The 23284-nt window shown below is 57.9% G+C and carries 16 protein-coding genes and 2 pseudogenes; 16 read left to right on the top strand and 2 right to left on the bottom strand.

Translation table 11 applies throughout. The annotated features are described in order from the left end of the window. Window positions 1–202: 202 nt before the first annotated feature. The 9 genes from E4P00_RS14425 (at window position 203) to E4P00_RS14465 (ending at window position 13557) form a co-directional block, all read left to right on the top strand. Window positions 203–1831 (top strand): ABC transporter substrate-binding protein, encoded by a 1629-nt coding sequence (locus E4P00_RS14425; RefSeq protein ID WP_248131825.1) that lies wholly within the window; start codon window positions 203–205, stop codon window positions 1829–1831. Window positions 1832–2135: 304 nt separating this feature from the next. Continuing rightward, the gene (locus E4P00_RS14430; RefSeq protein WP_032877813.1) at window positions 2136–3740 is read left to right on the top strand and encodes an ABC transporter substrate-binding protein; all 1605 of its coding nucleotides are present in this window, start codon (window positions 2136–2138) and stop codon (window positions 3738–3740) included. 171 nt (window positions 3741–3911) lie between these two features. After that, the gene (locus E4P00_RS14435; protein ID WP_248131827.1) at window positions 3912–5330 is read left to right on the top strand and encodes an OprD family outer membrane porin; all 1419 of its coding nucleotides are present in this window, start codon (window positions 3912–3914) and stop codon (window positions 5328–5330) included. An 80-nt stretch (window positions 5331–5410) separates the two neighbouring features. Continuing rightward, the gene (locus E4P00_RS14440) at window positions 5411–7009 is read left to right on the top strand and encodes an ABC transporter substrate-binding protein (RefSeq protein ID WP_248131829.1); all 1599 of its coding nucleotides are present in this window, start codon (window positions 5411–5413) and stop codon (window positions 7007–7009) included. A gap of 75 nt (window positions 7010–7084) precedes the next feature. Continuing rightward, window positions 7085–8095, top strand: a complete 1011-nt coding sequence (locus tag E4P00_RS14445; RefSeq protein WP_003171721.1) for an ABC transporter permease subunit — start codon at window positions 7085–7087, stop codon at window positions 8093–8095. Between the two features lie 10 nt (window positions 8096–8105). Then, complete coding sequence (locus E4P00_RS14450; RefSeq protein WP_005784738.1) at window positions 8106–9017, top strand: ABC transporter permease subunit; 912 nt, start codon at window positions 8106–8108, stop codon at window positions 9015–9017. Window positions 9018–9027: 10 nt separating this feature from the next. Further along, window positions 9028–9996 (top strand): ABC transporter ATP-binding protein, encoded by a 969-nt coding sequence (locus tag E4P00_RS14455; protein ID WP_057701629.1) that lies wholly within the window; start codon window positions 9028–9030, stop codon window positions 9994–9996. After that, a complete protein-coding gene (locus E4P00_RS14460; RefSeq protein ID WP_005784734.1) occupies window positions 9996–10967 on the top strand; it encodes a peptide ABC transporter ATP-binding protein in 972 nt (323 codons plus the stop codon). The genes E4P00_RS14455 and E4P00_RS14460 overlap by 1 nt, the downstream gene beginning before the upstream one ends. A gap of 331 nt (window positions 10968–11298) precedes the next feature. Further along, on the top strand, window positions 11299–13557 hold the full coding sequence (locus tag E4P00_RS14465) for a TonB-dependent siderophore receptor (protein ID WP_216090737.1): 2259 nt from the start codon (window positions 11299–11301) through the stop codon (window positions 13555–13557). Between the two features lie 539 nt (window positions 13558–14096). Here the strand turns inward: E4P00_RS14465 and E4P00_RS14470 are convergent. Continuing rightward, the gene (locus tag E4P00_RS14470; protein WP_248129984.1) at window positions 14097–15044 is read right to left on the bottom strand and encodes a fimbrial protein; all 948 of its coding nucleotides are present in this window, start codon (window positions 15042–15044) and stop codon (window positions 14097–14099) included. 426 nt (window positions 15045–15470) lie between these two features. Between E4P00_RS14470 and tnpB the strand changes: the two are divergent. Next, window positions 15471–15764 (top strand): annotated as a pseudogene (gene tnpB, locus E4P00_RS14475) (IS66 family insertion sequence element accessory protein TnpB); the annotation flags it as partial. 21 nt (window positions 15765–15785) lie between these two features. After that, a pseudogene (locus E4P00_RS14480) lies at window positions 15786–16195 on the top strand (transposase); the annotation flags it as partial. A gap of 86 nt (window positions 16196–16281) precedes the next feature. Here E4P00_RS14480 and E4P00_RS14485 read toward each other — a convergent pair. Then, entirely contained in the window at window positions 16282–17865 is a 1584-nt protein-coding gene (locus tag E4P00_RS14485; RefSeq protein ID WP_078820278.1) for a peptide chain release factor 3, read from the bottom strand. Between the two features lie 332 nt (window positions 17866–18197). On the opposite strand from E4P00_RS14485, the gene E4P00_RS14490 reads away from it, so the two are divergent. The 5 genes from E4P00_RS14490 (at window position 18198) to E4P00_RS14510 (ending at window position 23284) form a co-directional block, all read left to right on the top strand. Next, window positions 18198–18914 carry an ABC transporter permease gene (locus E4P00_RS14490; protein WP_004372306.1) on the top strand — a complete coding sequence of 239 codons (717 nt, stop codon included), beginning with the start codon at window positions 18198–18200 and terminating at the stop codon, window positions 18912–18914. A 19-nt stretch (window positions 18915–18933) separates the two neighbouring features. Then, window positions 18934–19827 carry a glycine betaine ABC transporter substrate-binding protein gene (locus E4P00_RS14495; protein ID WP_248131831.1) on the top strand — a complete coding sequence of 298 codons (894 nt, stop codon included), beginning with the start codon at window positions 18934–18936 and terminating at the stop codon, window positions 19825–19827. A gap of 12 nt (window positions 19828–19839) precedes the next feature. After that, window positions 19840–20493: an ABC transporter permease gene (locus tag E4P00_RS14500; RefSeq protein WP_005784720.1), complete on the top strand. Its 654-nt coding sequence runs from the start codon at window positions 19840–19842 to the stop codon at window positions 20491–20493. Further along, window positions 20490–21647: an ABC transporter ATP-binding protein gene (locus E4P00_RS14505; protein ID WP_248131833.1), complete on the top strand. Its 1158-nt coding sequence runs from the start codon at window positions 20490–20492 to the stop codon at window positions 21645–21647. The genes E4P00_RS14500 and E4P00_RS14505 overlap by 4 nt, the downstream gene beginning before the upstream one ends. Before the next feature lie 473 nt (window positions 21648–22120). Then, window positions 22121–23284, top strand: coding sequence for a type III PLP-dependent enzyme (locus tag E4P00_RS14510; protein ID WP_005784717.1), 1164 nt, complete (start codon window positions 22121–22123; stop codon window positions 23282–23284).

Raw genomic sequence — 23284 nt, forward strand, 5'->3', positions numbered from 1 at the left:
CATTGCACCGAAAAAAACCATCAAATCGACGCATTTATGGCAAAACTTTCATAATTGCGACATTCCTGTACGTTCGTACCACTGTTTACCGCTCGTAACCGTTCAGCATCTTGCATTGGGTATGGCGCCTGCATAAGTATCCGCAGGCCGACTCACGAGGTCGCCCTCACCACCAAAAATGACAACAAATCATGAGGCCAACATGCTTAAACACGCAGTCCTTCCGTTATTAGTGAGCGCTGGCCTTATGGCCGCAGCCCCCGTAGCCCTGGCGGCAACTAACCTGGTGTTCTGCTCCGAAGGGAGCCCGGCCGGTTTCGACCCAGGCCAGTACACCACCGGAACAGACTTCGATGCCTCGGCCGAAACCATGTTCAACCGTCTGAGCCAGTTCGAGCGTGGCGGCACCGCCGTCGTTCCTGGCCTGGCCACCAGCTGGGATGTGTCGCCGGACGGCCTGACGTATACCTTCCACCTGCGCGAAGGCGTCAAGTTCCACACCACCCCGTACTTCAAGCCTACTCGTGAATTCTCGGCTGACGACGTACTGTTCACCTTCAACCGGATGATCAACAAAGACGATCCGTTCCGTAAGGCCTACCCCACCGAGTTCCCGTACTTCACGGACATGGGGATGGACACCAACATCAAGAACATCGAGAAAGTCGATGATCACACCGTCAAGTTCACCCTTGGCACTGTGGACGCGGCTTTCATCCAGAACCTGGCCATGAGCTTCGCTTCGATCCAGTCCGCTGAATATGCCGCGCAATTGTTGAAGGAAGGCAAACCCGCCGACATCAACCAGAAGCCGGTCGGTACTGGCCCGTTCGTGTTCAAGAGCTACCAGAAAGATTCGAACATTCGTTACACCGGCAACAAGGACTACTGGAAACCTGAAGACGTGAAGATCGACAACCTGATCTTCGCTATCACCACCGACCCGTCGGTGCGTATCCAGAAGCTCAAGAAAAACGAATGCCAGATCACTCTGTTCCCACGTCCGGCCGACCTCAAGGCGCTGGGCGAAGACAAGACCCTGAAGCTGCCGCACCAGGCCGGTTTCAACTTGGGCTACGTAGCCTACAACGTCATGGACAAGGTCAAGGGCAGCGACCAGCCTAACCCGCTGGCTGACCTGCGCGTACGCCAGGCGCTGGACATGGCGGTGAACAAGCAGCAGATCATTGACTCCGTGTACCTGGGCGCCGGCCAACTGGCCGTCAACGCCATGCCGCCGACCCAATGGTCCTACGACACCAGCATCAAGGACGCTAAGTACGACCCAGAGAAAGCCAAGGCGCTGCTCAAGGAAGCCGGCGTCAAGGAAGGTACCGAAATCGTCCTGTGGGCCATGCCGGTTCAGCGTCCGTACAACCCGAACGCCAAGCTGATGGCTGAGATGCTGCAGAACGACTGGTCCAAGATCGGCCTGAAGGTCAAGATCACCAGCTACGAATGGGGCGAGTACATCAAGCGTTCCAAAGGCGGCGAGAACCAGGCCATGATCATTGGCTGGAGCGGCGACAATGGTGACCCGGACAACTGGCTGAACGTGCTGTTCGGCTGCGACTCGCTGTCGGGCAACAACTTCTCCAAGTGGTGCGACAAGAAATTCGACGGCATCGTGAAAGAAGCCAAGGCCACATCGGATGTCGCCAAACGCACCGAGCTGTACAAGCAGGCGCAACATATCCTCAAAGATGCAGTCCCGATGACACCTATCGCGCACTCGACGGTGTATCAACCCATGCGTAATACCGTACAGGACTTCAAGATCAGCCCATTTGGCTTGAACTCCTTCTACGGCGTTAGCGTAAGCGGCAAGTAAGGATCAATAACGGCGACGTTTCACAACGTCGCCGTTATTCCATCCGCCAGGGCCATAGGAAACAGACCACATTTGTAAGCGTTGCCGTCCTACAGCAACGAACTGCGCCTTGTGTCTCCGTTACCTACAAGTCCAGTCAGAATTGGCGCATTTACTGCAAGGTCCGCGTCCCATAACGTCGTAGGACAGCAGAGGCATCACTCTGGGAAATGGCACTTGCTGTGCGTGGGATCAGTGATGTCTTCCTGGCCATGGCCAGCGGGAGGGTTGCTGTTGATAACTACAAACAAGGATCGGGATCGTCATGCGCCATACCACTGTTCTATCCGCGATGTTTGCCACCAGCCTGCTGGCCGTGGCCACGATGGGCCAGGCCGCCGAAAAGAAGAGCCTGGTGTTCTGCTCCGAAGGCAGCCCGGCAGGGTTTGACACTGCGCAATACACCACGGCCACCGACAACGATGCGGCAGAGCCTTTGTACAATCGCCTGGTTGAATTCGAAAAAGGCGCGACCGACGTAGTACCTGGGCTGGCGACCAAATGGGATATTTCGCCAGATGGCCTGACCTACACCTTCCACCTGCGTGAGGGGGTGAAGTTCCACAGCAACAAGGAATTCAAGCCGACGCGCGACTTCAACGCCGACGACGTGCTGTTCACCTTCAACCGCATGCTTGACCCCGAGCATCCATTCCGCAAGGCCTACCCTACCGAGTTTCCGTACTTCAACGGGATGAGCCTGAACAAGAATATCGCCAAGGTCGAAAAAACCGACCCGCACACGGTGGTGATGACCTTGAACACGGTCGATGCCGCGTTCGTACAGAACATCGCCATGAGTTTCGCTGCAATCCTGTCCGCCGAATACGCCGAGCAGTTGCTCAAGCAAGGCAAGCCCAGCGACATCAACCAGAAGCCGATCGGCACTGGCCCATTTGTGTTCCAGCGTTACCAGAAAGACTCGCAGATACGTTACGTGGGCAACAAACAGTACTGGGACCCGAGCCGCGTCAAGCTGGACCAACTGATCTTCGCCATCAACACCGACGCCTCGGTACGGGTGCAGAAGCTCAAGGCCGGCGAATGCCAGGTCACCCTGCATCCGCGCCCCGCCGATGTAGACGCGCTGAAGGCCGACCCGAACCTGCAACTGCTGACCAAGCCTGGCTTCAACCTCGGCTACATCGCCTACAACGTGCGCCACAAGCCGTTCGACCAGCTTGAAGTGCGCCAGGCGCTGGACATGGCGGTGAACAAGCAGAGCATCCTCAACGCTGTGTACCAGGGCGCAGGGCAACTGGCGGTCAACGCCATGCCGCCGACACAGTGGTCCTACGACGACAGCATCAAGGACGCCGCCTACAACCCGGAAAAAGCCAAGGAGCTGCTCAAGGCCGCCGGCGTCAAGGAAGGCACCGAGATCACCCTGTGGGCGATGCCGGTACAACGTCCGTACAACCCCAACGCCAAGCTGATGGCCGAGATGCTGCAGAACGATTGGGCCAAGATCGGCCTGAAAGTCAAAATCGTCAGCTACGAATGGGGCGAGTACATCAAGCGCACCAAGAACGGTGAGCATGATGTCAGCCTGATTGGCTGGACCGGCGACAACGGTGATCCGGACAACTGGTTGGGCACCCTCTACAGCTGCGACGCCATCGGCGGGAACAACTACTCCATGTGGTGTGACCCGGCGTACGACAAGCTGATCAAGCAAGCCAAGGTCGTGACCGACCGCGAACAAAGGACTGTTCTTTACAAACAGGCGCAGCAACTGCTCAAGCAGCAGGTGCCGATCACGCCAGTCGCCCACTCGACGGTCAACCAGCCGTTAAGCGCCAAAGTCGAAGGTTTCAAGGTGAGCCCCTTCGGCCGCAACGTGTTCTCGGGCGTCAGCATTACCCCATAAGAAAATAACCGGATTGCGGGGAGCGAAGTTCGCTTCCCGGCAAACGCGCAGGCTTTTGTTGGGAAATTTCCTACGCCAAACGTTTGCACAGGCTTGAACGAGTTCCACACCCAATAGCCGGTTCACCTAAAAAGACCGGCATTAAAAAAGAGAACCAAAGGAGCTTCACCCATGAAACTGAGCAGCAAAGCGCTTCTGGCCCTGGCCATCAGCAGCATCACGGCGACCGCGTACGCTGAAACGCAAAGCCAGGACTTCGTTCCTACCACCCTGGCCGGCACCAGCGCCCAAAGCGAGGCTAAAGGCTTTATCGATGGTCAAAGCCTGGGCGGGACTACTCGTAACTGGTATGCGAACGAAATGAGATTTCGCAACGACCGTTTCTCGTACCGCAAAAATGACGTGAAACACGACACAAGCTTGCCTAAAACGCCGACTTCACGTCGTATCAACTGGGCCCAAGGCACAATCATCAACTATACCTCGGGCTTCACCCAAGGTACGGTTGGCGTCAGCACTGAAGTCGCCGCCTACAACTTCATTGCCCTTGACCGCGATCGCAAGGATATCGCTGGCGGCTCCAACCGCACGCTGGCCGACTCCGGTGGTGACGCAGTTGGTCAATGGAGCAAACTGGGTCTGGCCAACGTCAAGTTCCGTGTCTCGAACACCACTCTGACTGCCGGTCGCCAGAATTTCAGTAGCGGCATTGTCGATACCATCGGCAACCGTGCGCTGCCTTCGAGCTTCCAAGGTGTGAGCTTCAACAGCGAAGAATTCAGCAACCTGTCATTCCAGGGCGGTATCTTCGATCGAGTTTCTCCGCGTACCGAACAAAGCCTGTCCAAATTCCGTTCCGAATACGGCAATGGCCAGGAAACCGACAAAGTCAAAACCCTGGGCTTTAACTACCAGCCGTTCAAAAGCCTTAAAACCAGCGTGTTCGCAGCTAACGTTGAAGACTTCTGGAACCAGTACTACTTCGGCGCGACCCACGAATTGGGTGATGCGCAGACCTTGGCACTGACCACCGGCCTGAATTACTACAAGACTACCGATACCGGCAGCAAGAAGATGGGCGAGATCGACAACGATACCTACTCGCTGTCCCTGGGACTGACCCACCAAGCCCACAGCCTGACCTTCGCGTACCAAGCTGTTAATGGCGACGAATACTTCGACTACCTGCACGAAACCAACGGCATCTACCTGGCCAACTCCCTGACGTCTGACTTCAACAGCCCGAACGAGAAGTCCTTCCAGATCGCCTACGGCATCAACATGGCCGAGTACGGCATACCAGGCCTGAAGTTCAACATCTACTCGGCTCGCGGTTGGGGCATCGACGGTACTCATTACAAAGGCACTGCCTATGGTGTGGCCGGCGAATCACGCAGCGACCTGCGCCTGATGGACGGTGAGAAACACCAGGAATACGGCGTTGGCTCGACCTATGCGATCCAGAGCGGCCCCCTCAAGGCCACGACCATCCGTGCCACCTACGTCACTCACCGCGCCAGCTCCGAACAGGCTGACGGCAACATCAAAGAGTTCCGTCTGGTCACCACCATTCCATTCAACATCCTTTAACTAGCGCCAGGCAGGCGGCGGACTCAGGACGAGTTCGCCGTCTACGCTTTTCTGGTTCCATCGATTGCAGAGGGCTCTGAATGAAAATGCTCCCGCTACAAGCCGCCATGGCTGCCGCGCTGTTGAGCGTGGCGATCGGCGTTTCGGCCAAACCGCTGGTGGTGTGCACCGAAGCCAGCCCGGAAGGTTTCGACCCGGTCCTGTACACCACCGCCGTGACCGCCGATGCCGCCGCTGAAACCATGTTCAACCGTCTGGTGGACTTCAAGCCCGGTACTACCGAGGTGGTCCCTGCGCTGGCTAAAGACCTGCCGGAAATCAGCGCCGATGGCCTGACCTACACCTTCCACCTGCGTGACGACATCAAGTTTCACACCACCGACTATTTCAAACCCACGCGCAACCTGAACGCCGACGACGTGCTTTGGAGCTTCCAGCGCCAGCTGGACCCGAATCATCCATGGCATAAAAAGTCCCTCGTGGGTTACCCGTACTTCGAAAGCATGGGGTTCAAGGAACTGCTCAAGAGCGTAGAGAAGATCGACGATCATACTGTCGTCTTTACCCTGACCCGTCCTGAAGCTCCGTTCCTGGCTGACCTGGGCATGGCGTTCTCTTCAATCCATTCGAAGGAATACGCCGACCAGTTGCTCAAATCCGGCAAGACCGAAGACCTCAATGCCAAGCCCATCGGCACTGGTCCGTTCATCTTCACCCGTTATCAGAAAGACGCCCAGGCACGCTTCAAGGCCAACCCCGACTACTTCCGCGGCAAGCCGGCGGTCGATCCGCTGATTCTGGCAATCACCGTCGATAACAACGTGCGCCTGCAGAAGCTCAAGGCCAACGAATGTCAGATCGCGTTATTCCCCAAGCCGGATGACATCCCAAGCATCAAGAAAGACCCGAACCTGAAAGTCGATGAACTGGCGGCGATGACCACCAGCTACACCGCATTGAACACCACCCGCAAATACATGAGCGATGCGCGGGTACGCCACGCTATCAACATCGCGTTCGACAAGGCCGGCTATACCGAAGCGCTGTTCGGAAAAGGCAATGCAGTCGTGGGCACCGGCCCTTATCCACCGACATTGCTGGGTTTCAGTGAAAAGCTGAAAAACCCAGCACGCGACCTGGACAAGGCCCGTGCCCTGCTCAAGGAAGCCGGCGTGCCGGAAGGCACCGAATTCACCCTGTTCACCCGTAACGGCGGCGGCCCGACCAACCCCAACCCGATGCTTGGCGCCCAGCGTATGCAAGCAGACCTGGCCCAGATTGGCTTGAAGATCAATATCAAGGTCATGGAATGGGGCGAGATGCTCAAGCGTGCCAAAAACGGCGAGCACGACATGGTTTCGGCGGGCTGGGTAGGTGATAACGGCGACCCGGATAACTTCCTGACGCCAAACCTGAGTTGCGATGCAGCCAAAAACGGCGAAAACTACGCCCGCTGGTGTAACAAAGAGTTTCAGGACTTGATCGACAAAGCCCGTGCAGTCGCGGAACCGGCCGAACGGGCCGCGCTCTATGAACAAGCACAGGATGTGTTCGAGAAAGACCAACCCTGGCTTCCCATGGCTTACCCGAAACTGTTCACCGCCCTGCGCAAGAACGTAGAAGGCTTCACCCAAAGCCCTCTGGGTACAAATAACTTCGCCACCACCCAGGTGAAGTAATAAGAAAAACGCTCGGCACCGTCGACATTGACGGTGCCGAACCTGCCTAACCGGCTGATTGAGGTACACACCAAGATGTTTAGTTTTATTGCCCGCCGATTGGGGTTATTGATCCCCACGTTCTTCGGCATCACGTTGCTGACTTTTGCGTTGATTCGCATGATTCCAGGCGACCCCGTAGAAGTCATGATGGGCGAGCGGCGGGTTGACCCCGAAATGCACGCCCAGGCAATGGAGCGCCTTGGCCTTAACAAGCCGCTGTACGCGCAATACCTGGATTACGTCGGCAAGCTCGCCCAGGGCGATCTTGGCGAATCACTGCGCACCCGCACCAGCGTGTGGACCGAGTTCACCGCCCTTTTCCCGGCGACCCTGGAACTGTCCATGGCCGCCCTGTTGTTCGCCGGTATCCTGGGCCTGTTGGCCGGGGTGATCGCGGCACTCAAACGAGGATCCCTGTTCGACCATGGGGTGATGGGCATCTCCCTGGCGGGCTATTCGATGCCGATCTTCTGGTGGGGCCTGATCCTGATCATGTTCTTCTCGGTGAGCCTGGGCTGGACCCCGGTTTCCGGGCGTATCGACCTGCTCTACGACATCGAGCCGCGCACCGGTTTCATGTTGATCGACACCCTGCTGGCCGACGAGCCGGACGCGTTCTGGGACGCCCTGCACCACCTGATCCTGCCGGCTATCGTGCTGGGTACTATCCCGCTGGCGGTGATCGCACGGATGACCCGCTCATCGATGCTTGAAGTACTGCGCGAGGACTACATCCGCACCGCCAAGGCCAAGGGCCTGTCGCCGGCGCGCGTGGTATTCGTGCACGGCCTGCGCAACGCGCTGATCCCGGTACTGACCGTGGTCGGCCTGCAAGTCGGCACGCTGCTGGCCGGTGCGGTACTGACCGAAACCATCTTCTCGTGGCCCGGCATCGGCAAATGGCTGATCGAAGCCATTGGCGCGCGGGACTACCCGGTGGTGCAAAACGGCATTCTGCTGATCGCCTGCCTGGTGATCCTGGTGAACTTCGTGGTGGATATCCTCTACGGCTTCGCCAACCCACGCATCCGTCACCAGCGCTGAGATCATGACCATGACTACCTCTACTCCAGTGTCAGCAGTCGATCAGAGCCTGCTGTACCCGTCCCCGTACAAAGAATTCTGGCAAGCCTTCTCCAAGAACAAGGGCGCGGTTGCCGGCCTGCTGTTCATGTTGCTGATCGTGTTCTGCGCGATCTTCGCCCCCTGGGTTGCGCCGCATAACCCCAGCGAGCAATACCGCGACTTCCTGCTGACCCCACCGGCGTGGCTGGAGGGCGGGCAGATGCAGTTCCTGCTCGGCACCGACGAACTGGGGCGTGACTTGCTCTCGCGCCTGATCCAGGGTTCGCGCCTGTCGTTGCTGATCGGCTTGTCGTCGGTGGTGATGTCGCTGATCCCGGGCATCCTGCTGGGCCTGTTCGCCGGTTTTTTCCCGCGTTTGCTCGGCCCGACCATCATGCGTCTGATGGACATCATGCTGGCCCTGCCGTCGCTGCTGCTGGCCGTGGCGATTGTCGCCATCCTCGGCCCTGGCCTGATCAACACCGTGATCGCCATCGCTATCGTGTCGCTGCCGTCCTACGTGCGCCTGACCCGCGCCGCGGTGATGGGCGAACTGAACCGCGACTACGTGACCGCCGCCCGCCTCGCGGGTGCCGGCCTGCCACGCCTGATGTTCATCACCGTGCTGCCTAACTGCATGGCGCCGCTGATCGTACAAGCGACCTTGAGCTTTTCCTCGGCGATTCTCGATGCCGCGGCCCTGGGCTTCCTCGGCCTTGGCGTACAACCGCCAACCCCCGAGTGGGGCACCATGCTGGCTTCGGCCCGTGACTACATCGAACGCGCCTGGTGGGTCGTGAGCCTGCCTGGCTTGACCATTTTGCTCAGCGTGCTGGCAATCAACTTGATGGGTGACGGCCTGCGCGATGCGCTGGACCCGAAACTCAAGAACGCCGCCTGAGGAGATTCCCATGTCACTGTTAGAAATCAAGAATCTCAACGTCCGCTTCGGCGACAAGACCGCCGTACCAGTGGTCGATGGCCTCGACCTGTCGGTCGACAAAGGCGAAGTACTGGCGATCGTTGGCGAGTCGGGCTCGGGTAAATCCGTGACCATGATGGCGCTGATGGGCCTGATCGAGCATCCCGGCATCGTTACCGCCGATGCGCTGAACTTCGACGGCAAGGACATGCTCAAGCTGAGCAACCGCCAGCGCCGCCAGATCGTCGGCAAAGACCTGGCGATGGTGTTCCAGGACCCGATGACCGCGCTGAACCCCAGCTACACCGTGGGTTTCCAGATCGAAGAAGTGCTGCGCCTGCATTTGAAAATGTCCGGCAGGCAAGCGCGCAAGCGGGCTATCGAACTGCTGGAAAAAGTCGAGATCCCAGGCGCTGCCAGCCGTATGGATGCCTACCCGCACCAATTGTCCGGCGGTATGAGCCAACGTGTTGCGATCGCCATGGCGATTGCCGGCGAGCCCAAGTTGCTGATCGCCGATGAACCGACCACTGCGTTGGACGTGACCATCCAGGCGCAGATCATGGAACTGCTGCTGGCCCTGCAAAAAGAGCAGAACATGGGCCTGGTGCTGATCACTCACGACCTCGCGGTAGTGGCTGAAACCGCCCAGCGCGTATGCGTGATGTACGCAGGCCAAGCGGTGGAAGTCGGCCAGGTGCCGCAACTGTTCGACATTCCGGCGCACCCGTACAGCGAAGCGCTGCTCAAGGCGATCCCGGAGCACAGCCTCGGCGCCACGCGCCTGGCCACGCTGCCGGGCATCGTTCCCGGCCGCTATGACCGTCCGCAGGGCTGCTTGCTGTCACCGCGCTGCCCGTATGTCCAGGACTCCTGCCGCGCCCAGCGTCCAAGCCTTGATCCGAAAAGCAACAGCCTCGCCCGCTGCTTCTACCCGCTGAACCAGGAGGTGGCGTAATGGCCGTCGTACTTACCGCCCGCGACCTCACCCGTCACTATGAAGTGTCCCGTGGCCTGTTCAAGGGCCACGCCACCGTGCGTGCTCTCAATGGCGTGTCCTTTGAGCTGGAAGCCGGCAAGACCCTCGCGGTTGTGGGCGAGTCGGGTTGCGGCAAATCCACCCTGGCCCGTGCCCTCACGCTGATTGAAGAGCCGTCTTCGGGCTCCTTGAAAATTGCCGGCCAGGAAGTGGCCGGTGCCGACAAGGCCCAGCGCAAGCAATTGCGTAAAGACGTGCAGATGGTTTTCCAAAGCCCGTATGCGTCGTTGAACCCACGCCAGAAAGTCGGTGATCAACTGGCGGAGCCGTTGCTGATCAACACCAACCTGTCCGCCGCCGAGCGCCGCGAAAAAGTCCAGGCGATGATGAAGCAAGTGGGCCTGCGCCCTGAGCATTATCAGCGCTACCCGCACATGTTCTCCGGTGGTCAGCGCCAACGTATCGCACTGGCTCGGGCGATGATGCTGCAACCCAAAGTGTTGGTGGCAGACGAACCGACCTCGGCGCTGGACGTGTCGATCCAGGCCCAGGTGCTCAACCTGTTCATGGATTTGCAGCAGGAATTCAATACCGCCTACGTGTTCATCTCCCACAACCTGGCGGTGGTGCAACACGTCGCCGACGACGTGATGGTGATGTACCTCGGCCGCCCGGTGGAAGTAGGCCCCAAGGAAGACATCTACGCCCGCCCGCTGCACCCGTACACGCAGGCGCTGCTGTCGGCCACACCGACCATTCACCCGGACCCGAACAAGCCGAAGATCAAAATCGTCGGCGAACTGCCTAACCCGCTGAACCCGCCACCTGGCTGCGCGTTCCACAAGCGCTGCCCGTATGCGACCGAGCGCTGCAGCAGCGAGGAGCCGCTGTTGCGACCATTGGATAATCGGCAGGTGGCTTGCCACTACGCAGAGCAATTCGTGGCCTGACGCCTCCCTTGTAGGAACTGCAGCTTCAATGAGTTCCATCGCCCTTCCCGCCAGATTGCGCATCAGTCTGGCCGGAGGGGCTTTTTTTTGCGCGTTTGTAGCAAAGAAAATACAGATGGACCTGCGCCTTTCAATGCCTCCGGCCTTGAAAACATTGCGCCAGAGCCCTCTGGAAAGTGTATAGATTGTAAATGAAATTTACTTTTGTTTGAGAATCAATACCATCACGACGCAAAGAGGGCGCTGGATACTGGCTGCCAAGCCACGGTTGGCTACGCGAAAAATTCAGACGCCTCTCGTTCAATCGCCCCTCGTAAAGGACTTTGTGGACATGTCGTCTCAATTCAGGCTCAGCCATCTATCGCTGGCGTTTATCGCTACCCTCTCGTCTCCCGCGCTGCTGGCGGAGAGTGTGGAAAAAGAGCGCGATAAAGTGCCGATCCAGGCAACGGACCTGCCTGTAGATGGCACCTCCCAAGCCTTGGTGTTGGGCGAGACGCGTGTTTTGGGGACCGCTGCCGAAGAACTCAAGCAAGCACCCGGCGTGTCGATCATCACCGCCGAAGACATCAAGAAGCGCCCACCCAGCAACGACCTGTCGGAGATCATCCGCCGCGAGCCAGGCGTCAACCTGACCGGCAATAGTTCCAGCGGCAGCCGCGGCAATAACCGTCAGATCGACCTGCGCGGCATGGGCCCGGAAAACACCCTGATCCTGATCGATGGCAAGCCCTCCACCTCACGCAACGCCGTGCGTTATGGCTGGAGCGGTGACCGTGATACCCGTGGCGAAACCAACTGGGTGCCGGCCGAAGAAGTCGAGCGCATTGAAATCCTGCGCGGCCCGGCCGCCGCTCGTTATGGCTCCGGGGCCATGGGCGGGGTGATCAACATCATCACCAAACGCCCGACCGATCAATTGCACGGTTCGCTGACCGCCTACACCGCCTTCCCCGAAAACGATGCCGAAGGCGCGAGCAAGCGCACCAACTTCAACCTCAGCGGCCCGTTGACCGACACTCTGGCATTCCGCGTCTATGGCGGCCTGAACAAGACCGACGCCGATGACGCCGACATCAACCGCGCAGCTCAAGCGACGCCTGATTCTTTGGTCGCTGGCCGCGAGGGCGTGCGCAATAAAGACGTCAATGGCTTGCTGAGCTGGCAATTCACCCCAGAGCAAACCCTCGACCTGGAAGCCAGCTACAGCCGCCAGGGTAATATTTTTGCCGGCGACACCATGCTCAACGGCGGTGGCGCATTCGTTGAAAGCCTGGTGGGCAAGGAAACCAGTGTGATTCAACGCAGCAGCTTCTCTGCAACCCACCGTGGTGAATTTGACTGGGGCTCGACCCTGGCCTCGCTGACCCACGACCTGACCCGCAATGAGCGTCTCAACGAAGGCCTGGCCGGATCCGGCGAGGGCGCGCCTTCGGCCAGCGCCGGGCGTTTCGAATCACGCCTGCGTAACACCCGGGCCACCGCCGAGGTCAACCTGCCCCTGAGCTTCGGTGCCGAACAAGTCCTGACCCTGGGCAGCGAATACCTCTACGAGTCGATGAACGACCCAGGCTCGTTGCGCCCGCAAAGCTATGACCCGGGCACCGGCGGCGTACCCGCCATCCCGGGCGTCAGCCGCAACAGCACCAAGACCACCGCCTCGAGCTACGCCTTGTTTGCCGAGAACAACATCGAGTTGGGCAGCAAAACCGTGATCACGCCTGGCTTGCGCTTCGACGATCATGAGGAATACGGCGGCAACTGGAGCCCCAGCTTCAATGCCTCGCACCAGTTGACCGACGAACTGAGCATCAAGGGCGGCATTGCCCGCGCCTACAAAACCCCCAACCTGTACCAGTCCAACCCGAACTATTTGCTCTACAGCCGTGGTAATGGCTGCAACGCCAGCGAAGCCAACATGGGCGGTTGCTACCTGGTGGGCAACCGGGACCTGAAGCCGGAAATCAGCGTCAACAAGGAAATCGGCCTGGCTTTCGACAAGGGCACCTGGCGCACCAGTGCGACGTACTTCCGTAATGACTACAAGAACAAGATCAACGCCAGTAACGAGGCGGCTTTCCGTCTGGGCAACGGCCGACGTGTATTGGAGTGGGAAAACAGCGGCCCAGCCTTGGTCCAGGGCGTTGAAGGCAACCTGTTCGTCAGCCTGCGCGATGACTTGGACTTGAACACCAACCTGACTTATATGATCGACTCCAAGGACAAAGACACCGGCGAGCCCTTGAGCATCATCCCCAAGTACACCGTCAACACCACGCTGGACTGGCAAGCCACTGACAAGCTGTCATTCCAGGTCAGCGGCACCTATTACGGCAAACAAGAAGCACCGACGCTCAACTCACGCAGCGCCAGCAGTTACGATCGCAGCGCCCAGCAGGACGTCGACCCGTACGGGTTGATGGGCTTGAGCAGCGGCTATGAGTTCAGCAAAAACCTTAGCGTGCGGGTGGGCATCAACAACCTGCTGGACAAGCGCCTGTCGCGCAAAGGCAACGCCGAGGATGCGGGTGCGCAGACTTACAATGAGCCGGGCCGGGCTTACTTCGCGTCGGTGACCACTTCGTTCTGATCGGGCCGTTGTAAGTTCATAACGTACTCCGCCCGGCTAGCCGGGCGGGTTTGTATCTGGCCGGGACTAGGTCTGGCTATCGCCTTCATCATCCGGATCGTCGCTAGTGGTGGCGTCATTATCGTCCTTGCTGCCGCCCTGATACTGGTCACCGGGCGGGACTTCAACTTGGTGGTAGGGCAGAAGCACAACATCACTGTAGGTGGTGATAGGGAGCAGAGAATTCTGGGTGTGCGGACAAGTGTGGCGGTAGTGGCCCAGAGTCGAGTTCCTCCTAAGACTTGGATAGGATCTGAGGACGTGAATGTATTGGAATACACTATGCGATTTGCTTGACTTAGTCGGCTTGATGAATTTCAAACTTGCCATCCATACGCATGGATCAACACGACTGCCGAGCAATGAGGTTTTTCTCGCCAGTTCTACCGTTTCGTCCGAATTCAAAAAAAACAAAGTCTATACGTTTTTGAGGTTCGATTGCGATAGCCACGTTCAAGGGCTCCTTAAGTCGCTCTATGTGACAAGGAGACTGAGCGACATTATAAGTAACTCATAACAAAAGTAATCTCCGTATTTGCGGTTCCGGCTTTGATTTCTCCATCTCCCCCTGTCTTCTTAAAGTATCGTGCAAACATAGGGATTTCGAAACTCCCCCCGCCACTTGAGTAATCGTTGAATACATGTGTCAGGTTGAGATTTATTGGCTGCTCGCTACTGTCCATTATTTGCAATGCAATGCCTTTGGCAGTTGAGGTGGAGTTTAGGCTAATAATTCCTGAGGTTGGATCTATGGCAGGAGCTGTTGATGTTGCAATCAATTTGTAATTTACTTTTTTGATGCCAACTGGACAGTCGTTGAGTTTTATGTTGAAGCGCTTCGATGCAGTGTATGGAGCATTGTAAAAAAACTGACTCAAGTCTTGGCTTCCCATGTCCACAATTACATCGGGTGTTTCGCATGAAGGTACTACTATAGACATTCCGCTGGTTTCGATTATAAACGGAAAAATTGTTCCAACTTCGAACGCACCGATTGCTCCGGCAGGTATTAGAGCATTGCTTTTTATTGCTCCTATTTTTACAAATCTTAACGCGACAGCTGTGTCTTTGAACGAGTATCGGCTAGGATGGCCACTATTATTGTTTGCCACTCCATAATGTGGGTATCCATTATAAAGCCATTGCCAACCAATTCCTGTATCCCCAATAGGCTGTATTGTCCCGGCCACGTCCTGGCCCAAGTAATTCTTGATCCCCTCCAAATGAAAATCGCTGCAATTGAAAACGCCCACCTCAGCATTTGTAACTTGCACGCTCTCATATATAACTGTGCCGTTAGCTGCATCTCTAGGTATCGATACACTTGTGGGCAGCACGATGTTTCGCGTAACAGCAGAGTCGCCTGTTTCGTACTCGCATACTGCTGCAACTGCATTGGCCGTCGTGCAAAAGATAAAAAATAGCAATAATAGCCTAATGACTTTCATAGTGCCTAGCTTCTTGAAGGAAGACTGAGTTTAATTGTGGAACCTGACTTTGAAGTCGCTTCTATATGTTTCGAAATCGGACGCGGGCAGGTTGAGCTACGTCTGCGGCATAGAGATAGGTGAACACCCAGCGAGCGCCATTAAACATAGGGAGTGCAAAATATTAAACGCGTGCCTTTTCATGTGCTAACTTCGCTTTGACAGTTGGACCCCAATATTAACAGAGGGGAGTGGAATGGAATGAATTATAATTATATTGTGTTTTTGGTGGAGGGCAAAATAAGACGATTCTTAATGTGTTTCACTAGATACTGTCAGTTGGAGGGGGCACGCATTATTTTTTTTTGTAACTCGCGCCCTTCAGTGCTAGGTCAACTGTCATCATCATGCTGTGCTCTCGACTTCAACCAGAAGCCCATCGTCATGATGCGTCCCAATACCAGCGTTGAAAAAGTGTACCTCTATCCAAAACCGGTCGACTGTCGAAAACCCATCGACGGCTTGGCAGCCCTTGTCGAACTGGATATCAAGGTGGCGGTGTCTGACCCCGTGCTTTTCGTGCTTTTCGTTTTTCTAAATCGCCACCGCAATCGGGTCAAGGTGTTGTATTGGGAGCGCAACAGTTTCTGTCTTTGGCTAAAGCGCCTGGAGTCCGAACGTTTCAAAACCTCGCCCGACATTACTGACGAAGCTATTGTCCTGAGCGTCCAGGAACTGAACTGGCTCCACGAGCCGGAAAGCGAGCCACTGTCGGCTGATCTGGCGCATATCGAAGTCATCCACGACTTGCCAGAGCACGATCTGACCTGCGCTTGTGGTTGCTGCGAACATGTCATTGGCGAAGAAACCAGCGAGCAGTTGAACATCTTGCCGATGCAGATCCACGTGATCAAACATGTGCGCAAGGTCTACGGCTGCCGCGGTTGTGAAAGAGCCCCGATCACCGCAGACAAGCCTGCGCAGTCAATCGAAAAGAGCATGGCCAGCCCAAGCGTACTGGCATGCTGCTGACCACCAAGTATGTCGATGGCTTGCCGCTGCATCGTTTTGAAACGGTGCAGAGCCGACACGGTATCGAGATCCCCCGGCAAACGTTGGCACGCTGGATTATCCAGTGCAGCGAACACTTCCAGCCGTTGCTGAACCTGATTGCGCTCACGCCCAACGGGCCATACCAGCCCCCCAATAAAAAGGGCGAAGCCATCACAGCTTCGCCCTTGGGTGTACCGCTCTAGCTTTAATGATGCTCACGGGTCGCACGGAATTTCACATCCGGCCAACGCTCTTCCATCAGCGCCAGGTTCACCCGGGTCGGTGCCAGGTAGGTCAGGTGACCACCGCCGTCGATTGCCAGGTTTTCCACGGCCTTGTTGGAGAACTCTTCCAACTTCTTCTTATCGCTGCAATCAATCCAGCGCGCCGAATACACAGTGATCGGCTCGTAGGAGCACTCCACCTTGTATTCCTCTTTCAAGCGGCTGGCGACCACATCGAACTGCAGCACACCGACGGCGCCGAGGATGATGTCGTTGCTGCGCTCGGGGAAGAACACCTGGGTGGCACCTTCTTCGGCCAATTGCTGCAAGCCTTGGCGCAGTTGCTTGGACTTGAGCGGGTCGCGCAGGCGCACGCGGCGGAACAGTTCCGGGGCGAAGTGCGGGATACCGGTAAAGCCCAGCGCTTCGCCTTCGGTGAAGGTGTCACCGATCTGGATGGTGCCGTGGTTGTGCAGGCCGATGATGTCGCCGGCGTAGGCTTCTTCGAGCTGTTCACGCTCGGAGGAGAAGAACGTCAGCGCGTCGCCGATGCGCACGTCCTTGCCGGTACGCACGTGGCGCATCTTCATGCCTTTTTCGTATTTGCCGGAGCAGATGCGCATGAAGGCAATACGGTCACGGTGTTTCGGGTCCATGTTCGCCTGGATCTTGAACACGAAGCCGGTGAATTTCTCTTCCACCGGTTCCACGGTGCGCTCGTTGGCGACGCGGGCCAGCGGGCGCGGGGCCCAGTCCACGACAGCGTCCAGTACGTGGTCGACGCCGAAGTTGCCCAGGGCGGTACCGAAGAACACCGGGGTCAACTGGCCGTCGAGGAACTCCTGCTGGTTGAACTCATGGCAGGCGCCCTGCACCAGTTCCAGCTGGTCGACGAAACGGTCGTACTCGTCACCCAGATGGGCGCGGGCTTCGTCGGAGTCGAGCTTTTCGATGATCTTGGTTTCGGTACGTTCGTGACCATGGCCGGCGGTGTAGACAATGATGTAGTCGTCGGCCAGGTGGTACACGCCCTTGAAGTCGCGATAGCAACCAATCGGCCAGGTAATCGGCGCGGCCTTGATCTTCAGGACGGCTTCGATTTCATCCAGCAACTCGATCGGGTCGCGGATATCACGGTCGAGTTTGTTGATGAAGCTGACGATCGGCGTGTCACGCAGGCGGCAAACGTCCATCAGCGCAATGGTACGTGGCTCAACGCCCTTACCGCCGTCGAGGACCATCAATGCCGAGTCCACTGCCGTCAGGGTGCGGTAGGTATCTTCGGAGAAGTCTTCGTGGCCCGGGGTGTCGAGCAGGTTGACCATGTGGTCGCGATACGGGAACTGCATGACCGACGTGGTAATGGAAATACCCCGTTGTTTTTCCATTTCCATCCAGTCGGAGGTGGCATGGCGGTCGGATTTGCGCGATTTCACCGTGCCGGCTACCGCGATCGCCTTGCCCATCAGCAACAGCTTTTCGGTGATGGTGGTTTTACCGGCATCGGGGTGGGAAATAATGGCGAAAGTGCGGCGTTTCGCGACTTCGGCGGCCTGGTGGGTCATGGGAAATCGCCTGGCAGGTGAGTCAAAAAAGGGCGGCGAGTATAGCGCAAACGCGAGGGTACAGACCACCGTTGAGCCCATTGGGGGTGGCTAAATGCGCCCAAGTGTGGAACCTTTTAAAAGGTCGAGACGTCCACTCCCCTGCTACCGCACTCGGAACAGGGGCTGAAATATCAGCAAGTTAGCCTGACGAGGCTGCGCTCATGGCTTGATCGCATACTGCATTGCCAGTATCGGCGAGCTGCTTTTCGCGAACCTATTCGCCGACAGCCAGGAATGGCATTGCCGCCGGAGAATGTGTTCGCCGACAAAAGAAAAAAAGGAGTCCGCCTGTGGCTATTCGCTATGGCAAAGGGCTGATAGGAGGCGCGGTTGTCGTCGCGCTCCTGGCCCTGCTGGTCCACTGGATCGGCATCAACACGATCGAACTGTACCGCGACGATTTGTTGTTTTACCTGCAAGCTCACCTGATTCTTGTCCTAGTCTCCATGCTGGCAGCCCTGATTGTGGGCATCCCCGCTGGTATCCTGCTCAGCCGACCCAACATGGTCGGGCGTGCAGAACGTTTCATGCAGATCTTCAACATCGGCAACACCGTCCCTCCCCTGGCCGTACTGGCCATCGCCCTCGGCGTCCTCGGCATCGGCAGCGGCCCGGCCATCTTCGCGCTGTTTCTCGCCTCCCTCCTGCCCATCGTGCGTAACACCTACGAAGGCTTGAAAAACGTCCAGGGTTCCCTCAAGGAAGCCGCCACCGGCATCGGCATGACGCCGCGCCAGGTGCTGTTTCGCGTGGAACTGCCCAACGCCGTGCCGATCATCATCGGCGGTGTACGTGTGGCCCTGGCGATCAACGTCGGCACCGCGCCACTGGCGTTCCTGATTGGTGCCAACAGCCTGGGCAGCCTGATCTTCCCCGGCATTGCCCTGAACAACCAGCCGCAACTGCTGCTCGGCGCTGCATGCACCGCGCTGCTGGCATTGCTGCTTGACGGCCTGGTGACCATGGCCAGCCGCCTCTGGCTGGAACGCGGGTTGCGCCCGTCTTAACGCCAGGAAAGGAATCGACATGAAAAAACTAAGCTTGATATTAGGCTGCGTCCTGCTGTTTGCAGGTATTGCGCAAGCCGCTGAAAAACCGGTGATTCGCATTGGCGCCCGGGTGTTCACCGAGCAGACCCTGCTCGCCGAAATCACCTCCCAGTACCTGCGCACCAAGGGTTACGACGCCCGTGTGACGGGTGGCCTGGGCAGCAACCTGGCACGCAGTGCCCAGGAAAGCGGGCAACTGGATCTGATCTGGGAATACACCGGCGTATCGCTGGTGGCCTATAACCACATCGACGAGAAGCTCGACAGCGATCAGTCCTACGCCCGGGTGAAAGAACTCGACGCGAAAAAAGGCTTGGTCTGGCTCTCGCCGTCGAAATTCAGCAACACCTACGCGCTGGCACTGCCGGAAAACGTGGCCAAGGAATTTCCGCAGATCAACAGCATCAGCGACCTGACCAAAGCCCTGGCCGAGGACACCAAGGAAAACCGCCTGGTGGCCCTCGACACCGAGTTCGCCAACCGTTCCGACGGCATGGGCGGCATGGTCAAGTTGTATGACATGAACCTCACGCGCAAAAACACCCGGCAGATGGACGCTGGCCTGGTCTACACCGCCCTGCGTAATAGCCAGGTGTTTGCCGGTCTGGTCTACACCACCGATGGCCGCCTGAACGCGTTCAAATTGAAGCTGCTGGCCGACGACAAGCATTACTTCCCGGACTACACCGCAGCTCCGGTGATCCGTCAGGAATATCTCGACCAGCATCCTCAATTGGCCGCAGAGCTCAAGCCCTTGGCCGAGCTGTTCGACGACGCAACCATGCGCGAGCTGAATGCGCGGGTCGACGTCGACCACGAAAGCCCGTCCGCTGTCGCCGCCGATTTCCTGCGCCAACATCCGATCAACTAAGAAGGAGAAGACATGGAATTTTTGAACGCCTTTTCCCATCTTGATTGGGCCCAAGTCCTGCACCTGACCTGGCAGCACATCACCCTGGTCGGCATCGCCGTGATCCTCGCGATCTTTATCGGCGTGCCCCTGGGTATTCTGATGACGCGCTTCCCAACCCTCGCAGGTCCCTTGCAAGCCAGCGCCACGGTGTTGCTGACCGTGCCATCCATTGCGCTGTTCGGGCTGCTGTTGCCGTTCTACTCCAAGTTCGGCCAGGGCCTGGGGCCGATGCCGGCGATCACCGCCGTGTTCCTGTACTCCCTGCTGCCAATCATGCGTAACACCTACCTGGCCCTCACCGGCGTTGAGCCAGGCATTCGCGAGGCCGCCAAAGGCATCGGCATGACCTTCGGCCAGCGCCTGCGCATGGTCGAACTGCCGATTGCTGTGCCGGTGATCCTCGCTGGCGTGCGCACCGCTGTCGTGATGAATATCGGTGTGATGACCATCGCCGCCACCATCGGTGCCGGTGGCCTGGGTGTACTTATTCTGGCTTCCATCAGCCGCAGCGATATGTCGATGCTGATTGTCGGCGCCGTGCTGGTCAGTCTCCTGGCCATCTTCGCCGACCTGCTTCTGCAATGGCTGCAACGCTCGCTGACTCCAAAAGGATTGCTCAAATGATCGAACTTCAAAACCTGTCCAAGACTTTTCAAAGCAACGGCAAGACTGTCACCGCCGTCAACGATGTAAGCCTGACCGTCAACGAAGGCGAAATTTGCGTATTCCTGGGGCCCTCGGGCTGCGGCAAGAGCACCACGCTGAAGATGATCAACCGCCTGATCAAGCCCTCCTCGGGCAAGATCCTGATCAACGGTGAAGACACCACTGACCTGGACGAAGTGACCCTGCGGCGCAACATCGGCTACGTGATCCAGCAGATCGGCCTGTTTCCCAACATGACCATCGAGGAAAACATCGTGGTCGTGCCCAAGCTGCTCGGTTGGGACAAGCAAAAATGCCACGACCGCGCCCGCGAACTGATGAGCATGATCAAGCTGGAACCCAAGCAGTACCTGCATCGCTACCCACGTGAGCTGTCCGGTGGCCAGCAACAGCGTATCGGCGTGATCCGTGCGCTGGCGGCCGATGCGCCGCTGTTGCTGATGGATGAGCCGTTCGGCGCGGTCGACCCGATCAACCGCGAGATGATCCAGAACGAGTTCTTCGAGATGCAGCGCGCGCTGAACAAGACCGTGATCATGGTCAGCCACGACATCGACGAAGCCATCAAGCTGGGTGACAAGATCGCCATCTTCCGTGCCGGCAAGCTGCTGCAGATCGACCACCCGGACACGCTGCTGGCGCACCCGGCCGATGAGTTCGTGAGCAACTTCGTGGGTCAGGACAGCACGCTCAAGCGCCTGCTGCTGGTAAAAGCCGAAGACGCAGCGGACAACGCTCCGTCGGTGAGCCCGGAAACACCGGTGGCCGATGCGCTGGAGCTGATGGATGAGCACGACCGCCGCTACGTGGTGGTCACCTGTGCCGAGAACAAGGCACTGGGGTATGTGCGCCGTCGCGACTTACACCGTCAGACCGGTACCTGCGGCCAGTACCTGCGCGAGTTCAACGCCACCGCTGCCTACGACGAGCATTTGCGCATCCTGCTGTCGCGCATGTATGAGTTCAACCGCTCGTGGTTGCCGGTGATGGATGCCGAGCGGGTGTTCCTGGGTGAAGTGACTCAGGAGTCGATTGCCGAGTACCTGAGCTCTGGCAAGTCCCGTGGGGGCAAGACCAATATTGTCTCGCCGGCCGAGACCGCCCTGGCCTGACCTGATACAACAGGGATAAAAATGTGGGAGGGGGCTTGCTCCCGATAGCGGTGAATCAGTGACTGAGAAGTGACTGACACACCGCTATCGGGAGCAAGCCCCCTCCCACATTCGCCCCTCGGTGAGTCAGGGAAATGTCCTCAATTCCCACTCAGCGGGGAACATCAATCCGTCACACCGGTCGGTTACATAAGTAGCTGGACTGGGTCCCGCGACGAACGCGTGCAAAAACGCGACATTTTTAGTTGATCCCACGCCCATCAAGCCCTAAAGTTCGCGCCGAACGTCCATGCTGGAAACGATCCATCCGGCTCAAGTACTGACGACGAGACAGCAAGGCCAAGGGAAGCTTATCCCGTGGCCTTTTTGCTTTCGGCGACATGCCTTGGGAAGTAGGCGAACCAAAGTGGGGATACGGAGGACGTTCATTTGCACCCATTGCTAATTTCAGTTTGCCCCTAGGAGTCCCCAGCATGTCGATCAACGTCGAAGATTATTTCGCGCGCGCCACCTTTGACAAAATGAAGGCGTTCGCCGACAAGCAAGAAACCCCATTCGTGGTGATCGACACCGCGATGATCAGCCAGGCCTACGATGACCTGCGCGCCGGTTTCGAATTCGCCAAAGTGTATTACGCCGTCAAGGCCAACCCGGCCGTGGAGATCATCGACCTGTTGAAAGACAAGGGTTCGAGCTTCGACATCGCCTCGATCTACGAGCTGGACAAGGTCATGGACCGCGGCGTCAGCGCCGACCGTATCAGCTACGGCAACACCATCAAGAAATCCAAGGACATCCGCTACTTCTATGAGAAGGGCGTGCGCCTGTTCTCCACCGACTCCGAAGCCGACCTGCGCAACATCGCCAAGGCCGCGCCGGGCTCGAAAGTGTATGTGCGCATCCTCACCGAAGGCTCGACCACGGCCGACTGGCCTTTGTCGCGCAAATTCGGCTGCCAGACCGACATGGCCATGGACCTGCTGATCCTCGCCCGCGACCTGGGCCTGGTGCCTTACGGCATCTCGTTCCACGTCGGCTCGCAACAGCGCGACATCAGCGTGTGGGACGCGGCCATCGCCAAGGTCAAGGTGATCTTCGAGCGTTTGAAAGAAGAAGACGGCATCGAACTGAAGCTGATCAACATGGGCGGCGGCTTCCCGGCCAACTACATCACCCGCACCAACAGCCTGGAAACCTACGCCGAAGAAATCATCCGCTTCCTCAAGGAAGACTTCGGCGACGACCTGCCGGAAATCATCCTGGAGCCAGGCCGTTCGCTGATCGCCAACGCCGGTATCCTGGTGAGCGAAGTGGTGCTGGTGGCCCGTAAGTCGCGTACCGCCGTCGAGCGTTGGGTGTACACGGATGTGGGCAAGTTCTCCGGCCTGATCGAAACCATGGACGAAGCCATCAAGTTTCCGATCTGGACCGAGAAGAAAGGCGAGATGGAAGAAGTGGTCATTGCCGGCCCAACCTGCGACAGCGCCGACATCATGTACGAGAACTACAAGTACGGCCTACCGCTGAACCTGGCGATTGGTGATCGTTTGTACTGGCTGTCGACCGGTGCGTACACCACCAGCTACAGCGCGATTGAGTTCAATGGGTTCCCACCGTTGAAATCGTTCTACGTGTAA

The organism is Pseudomonas sp. B329 (assembly GCF_023127835.1).
Classification (GTDB): domain Bacteria; phylum Pseudomonadota; class Gammaproteobacteria; order Pseudomonadales; family Pseudomonadaceae; genus Aquipseudomonas; species Aquipseudomonas synxantha_A.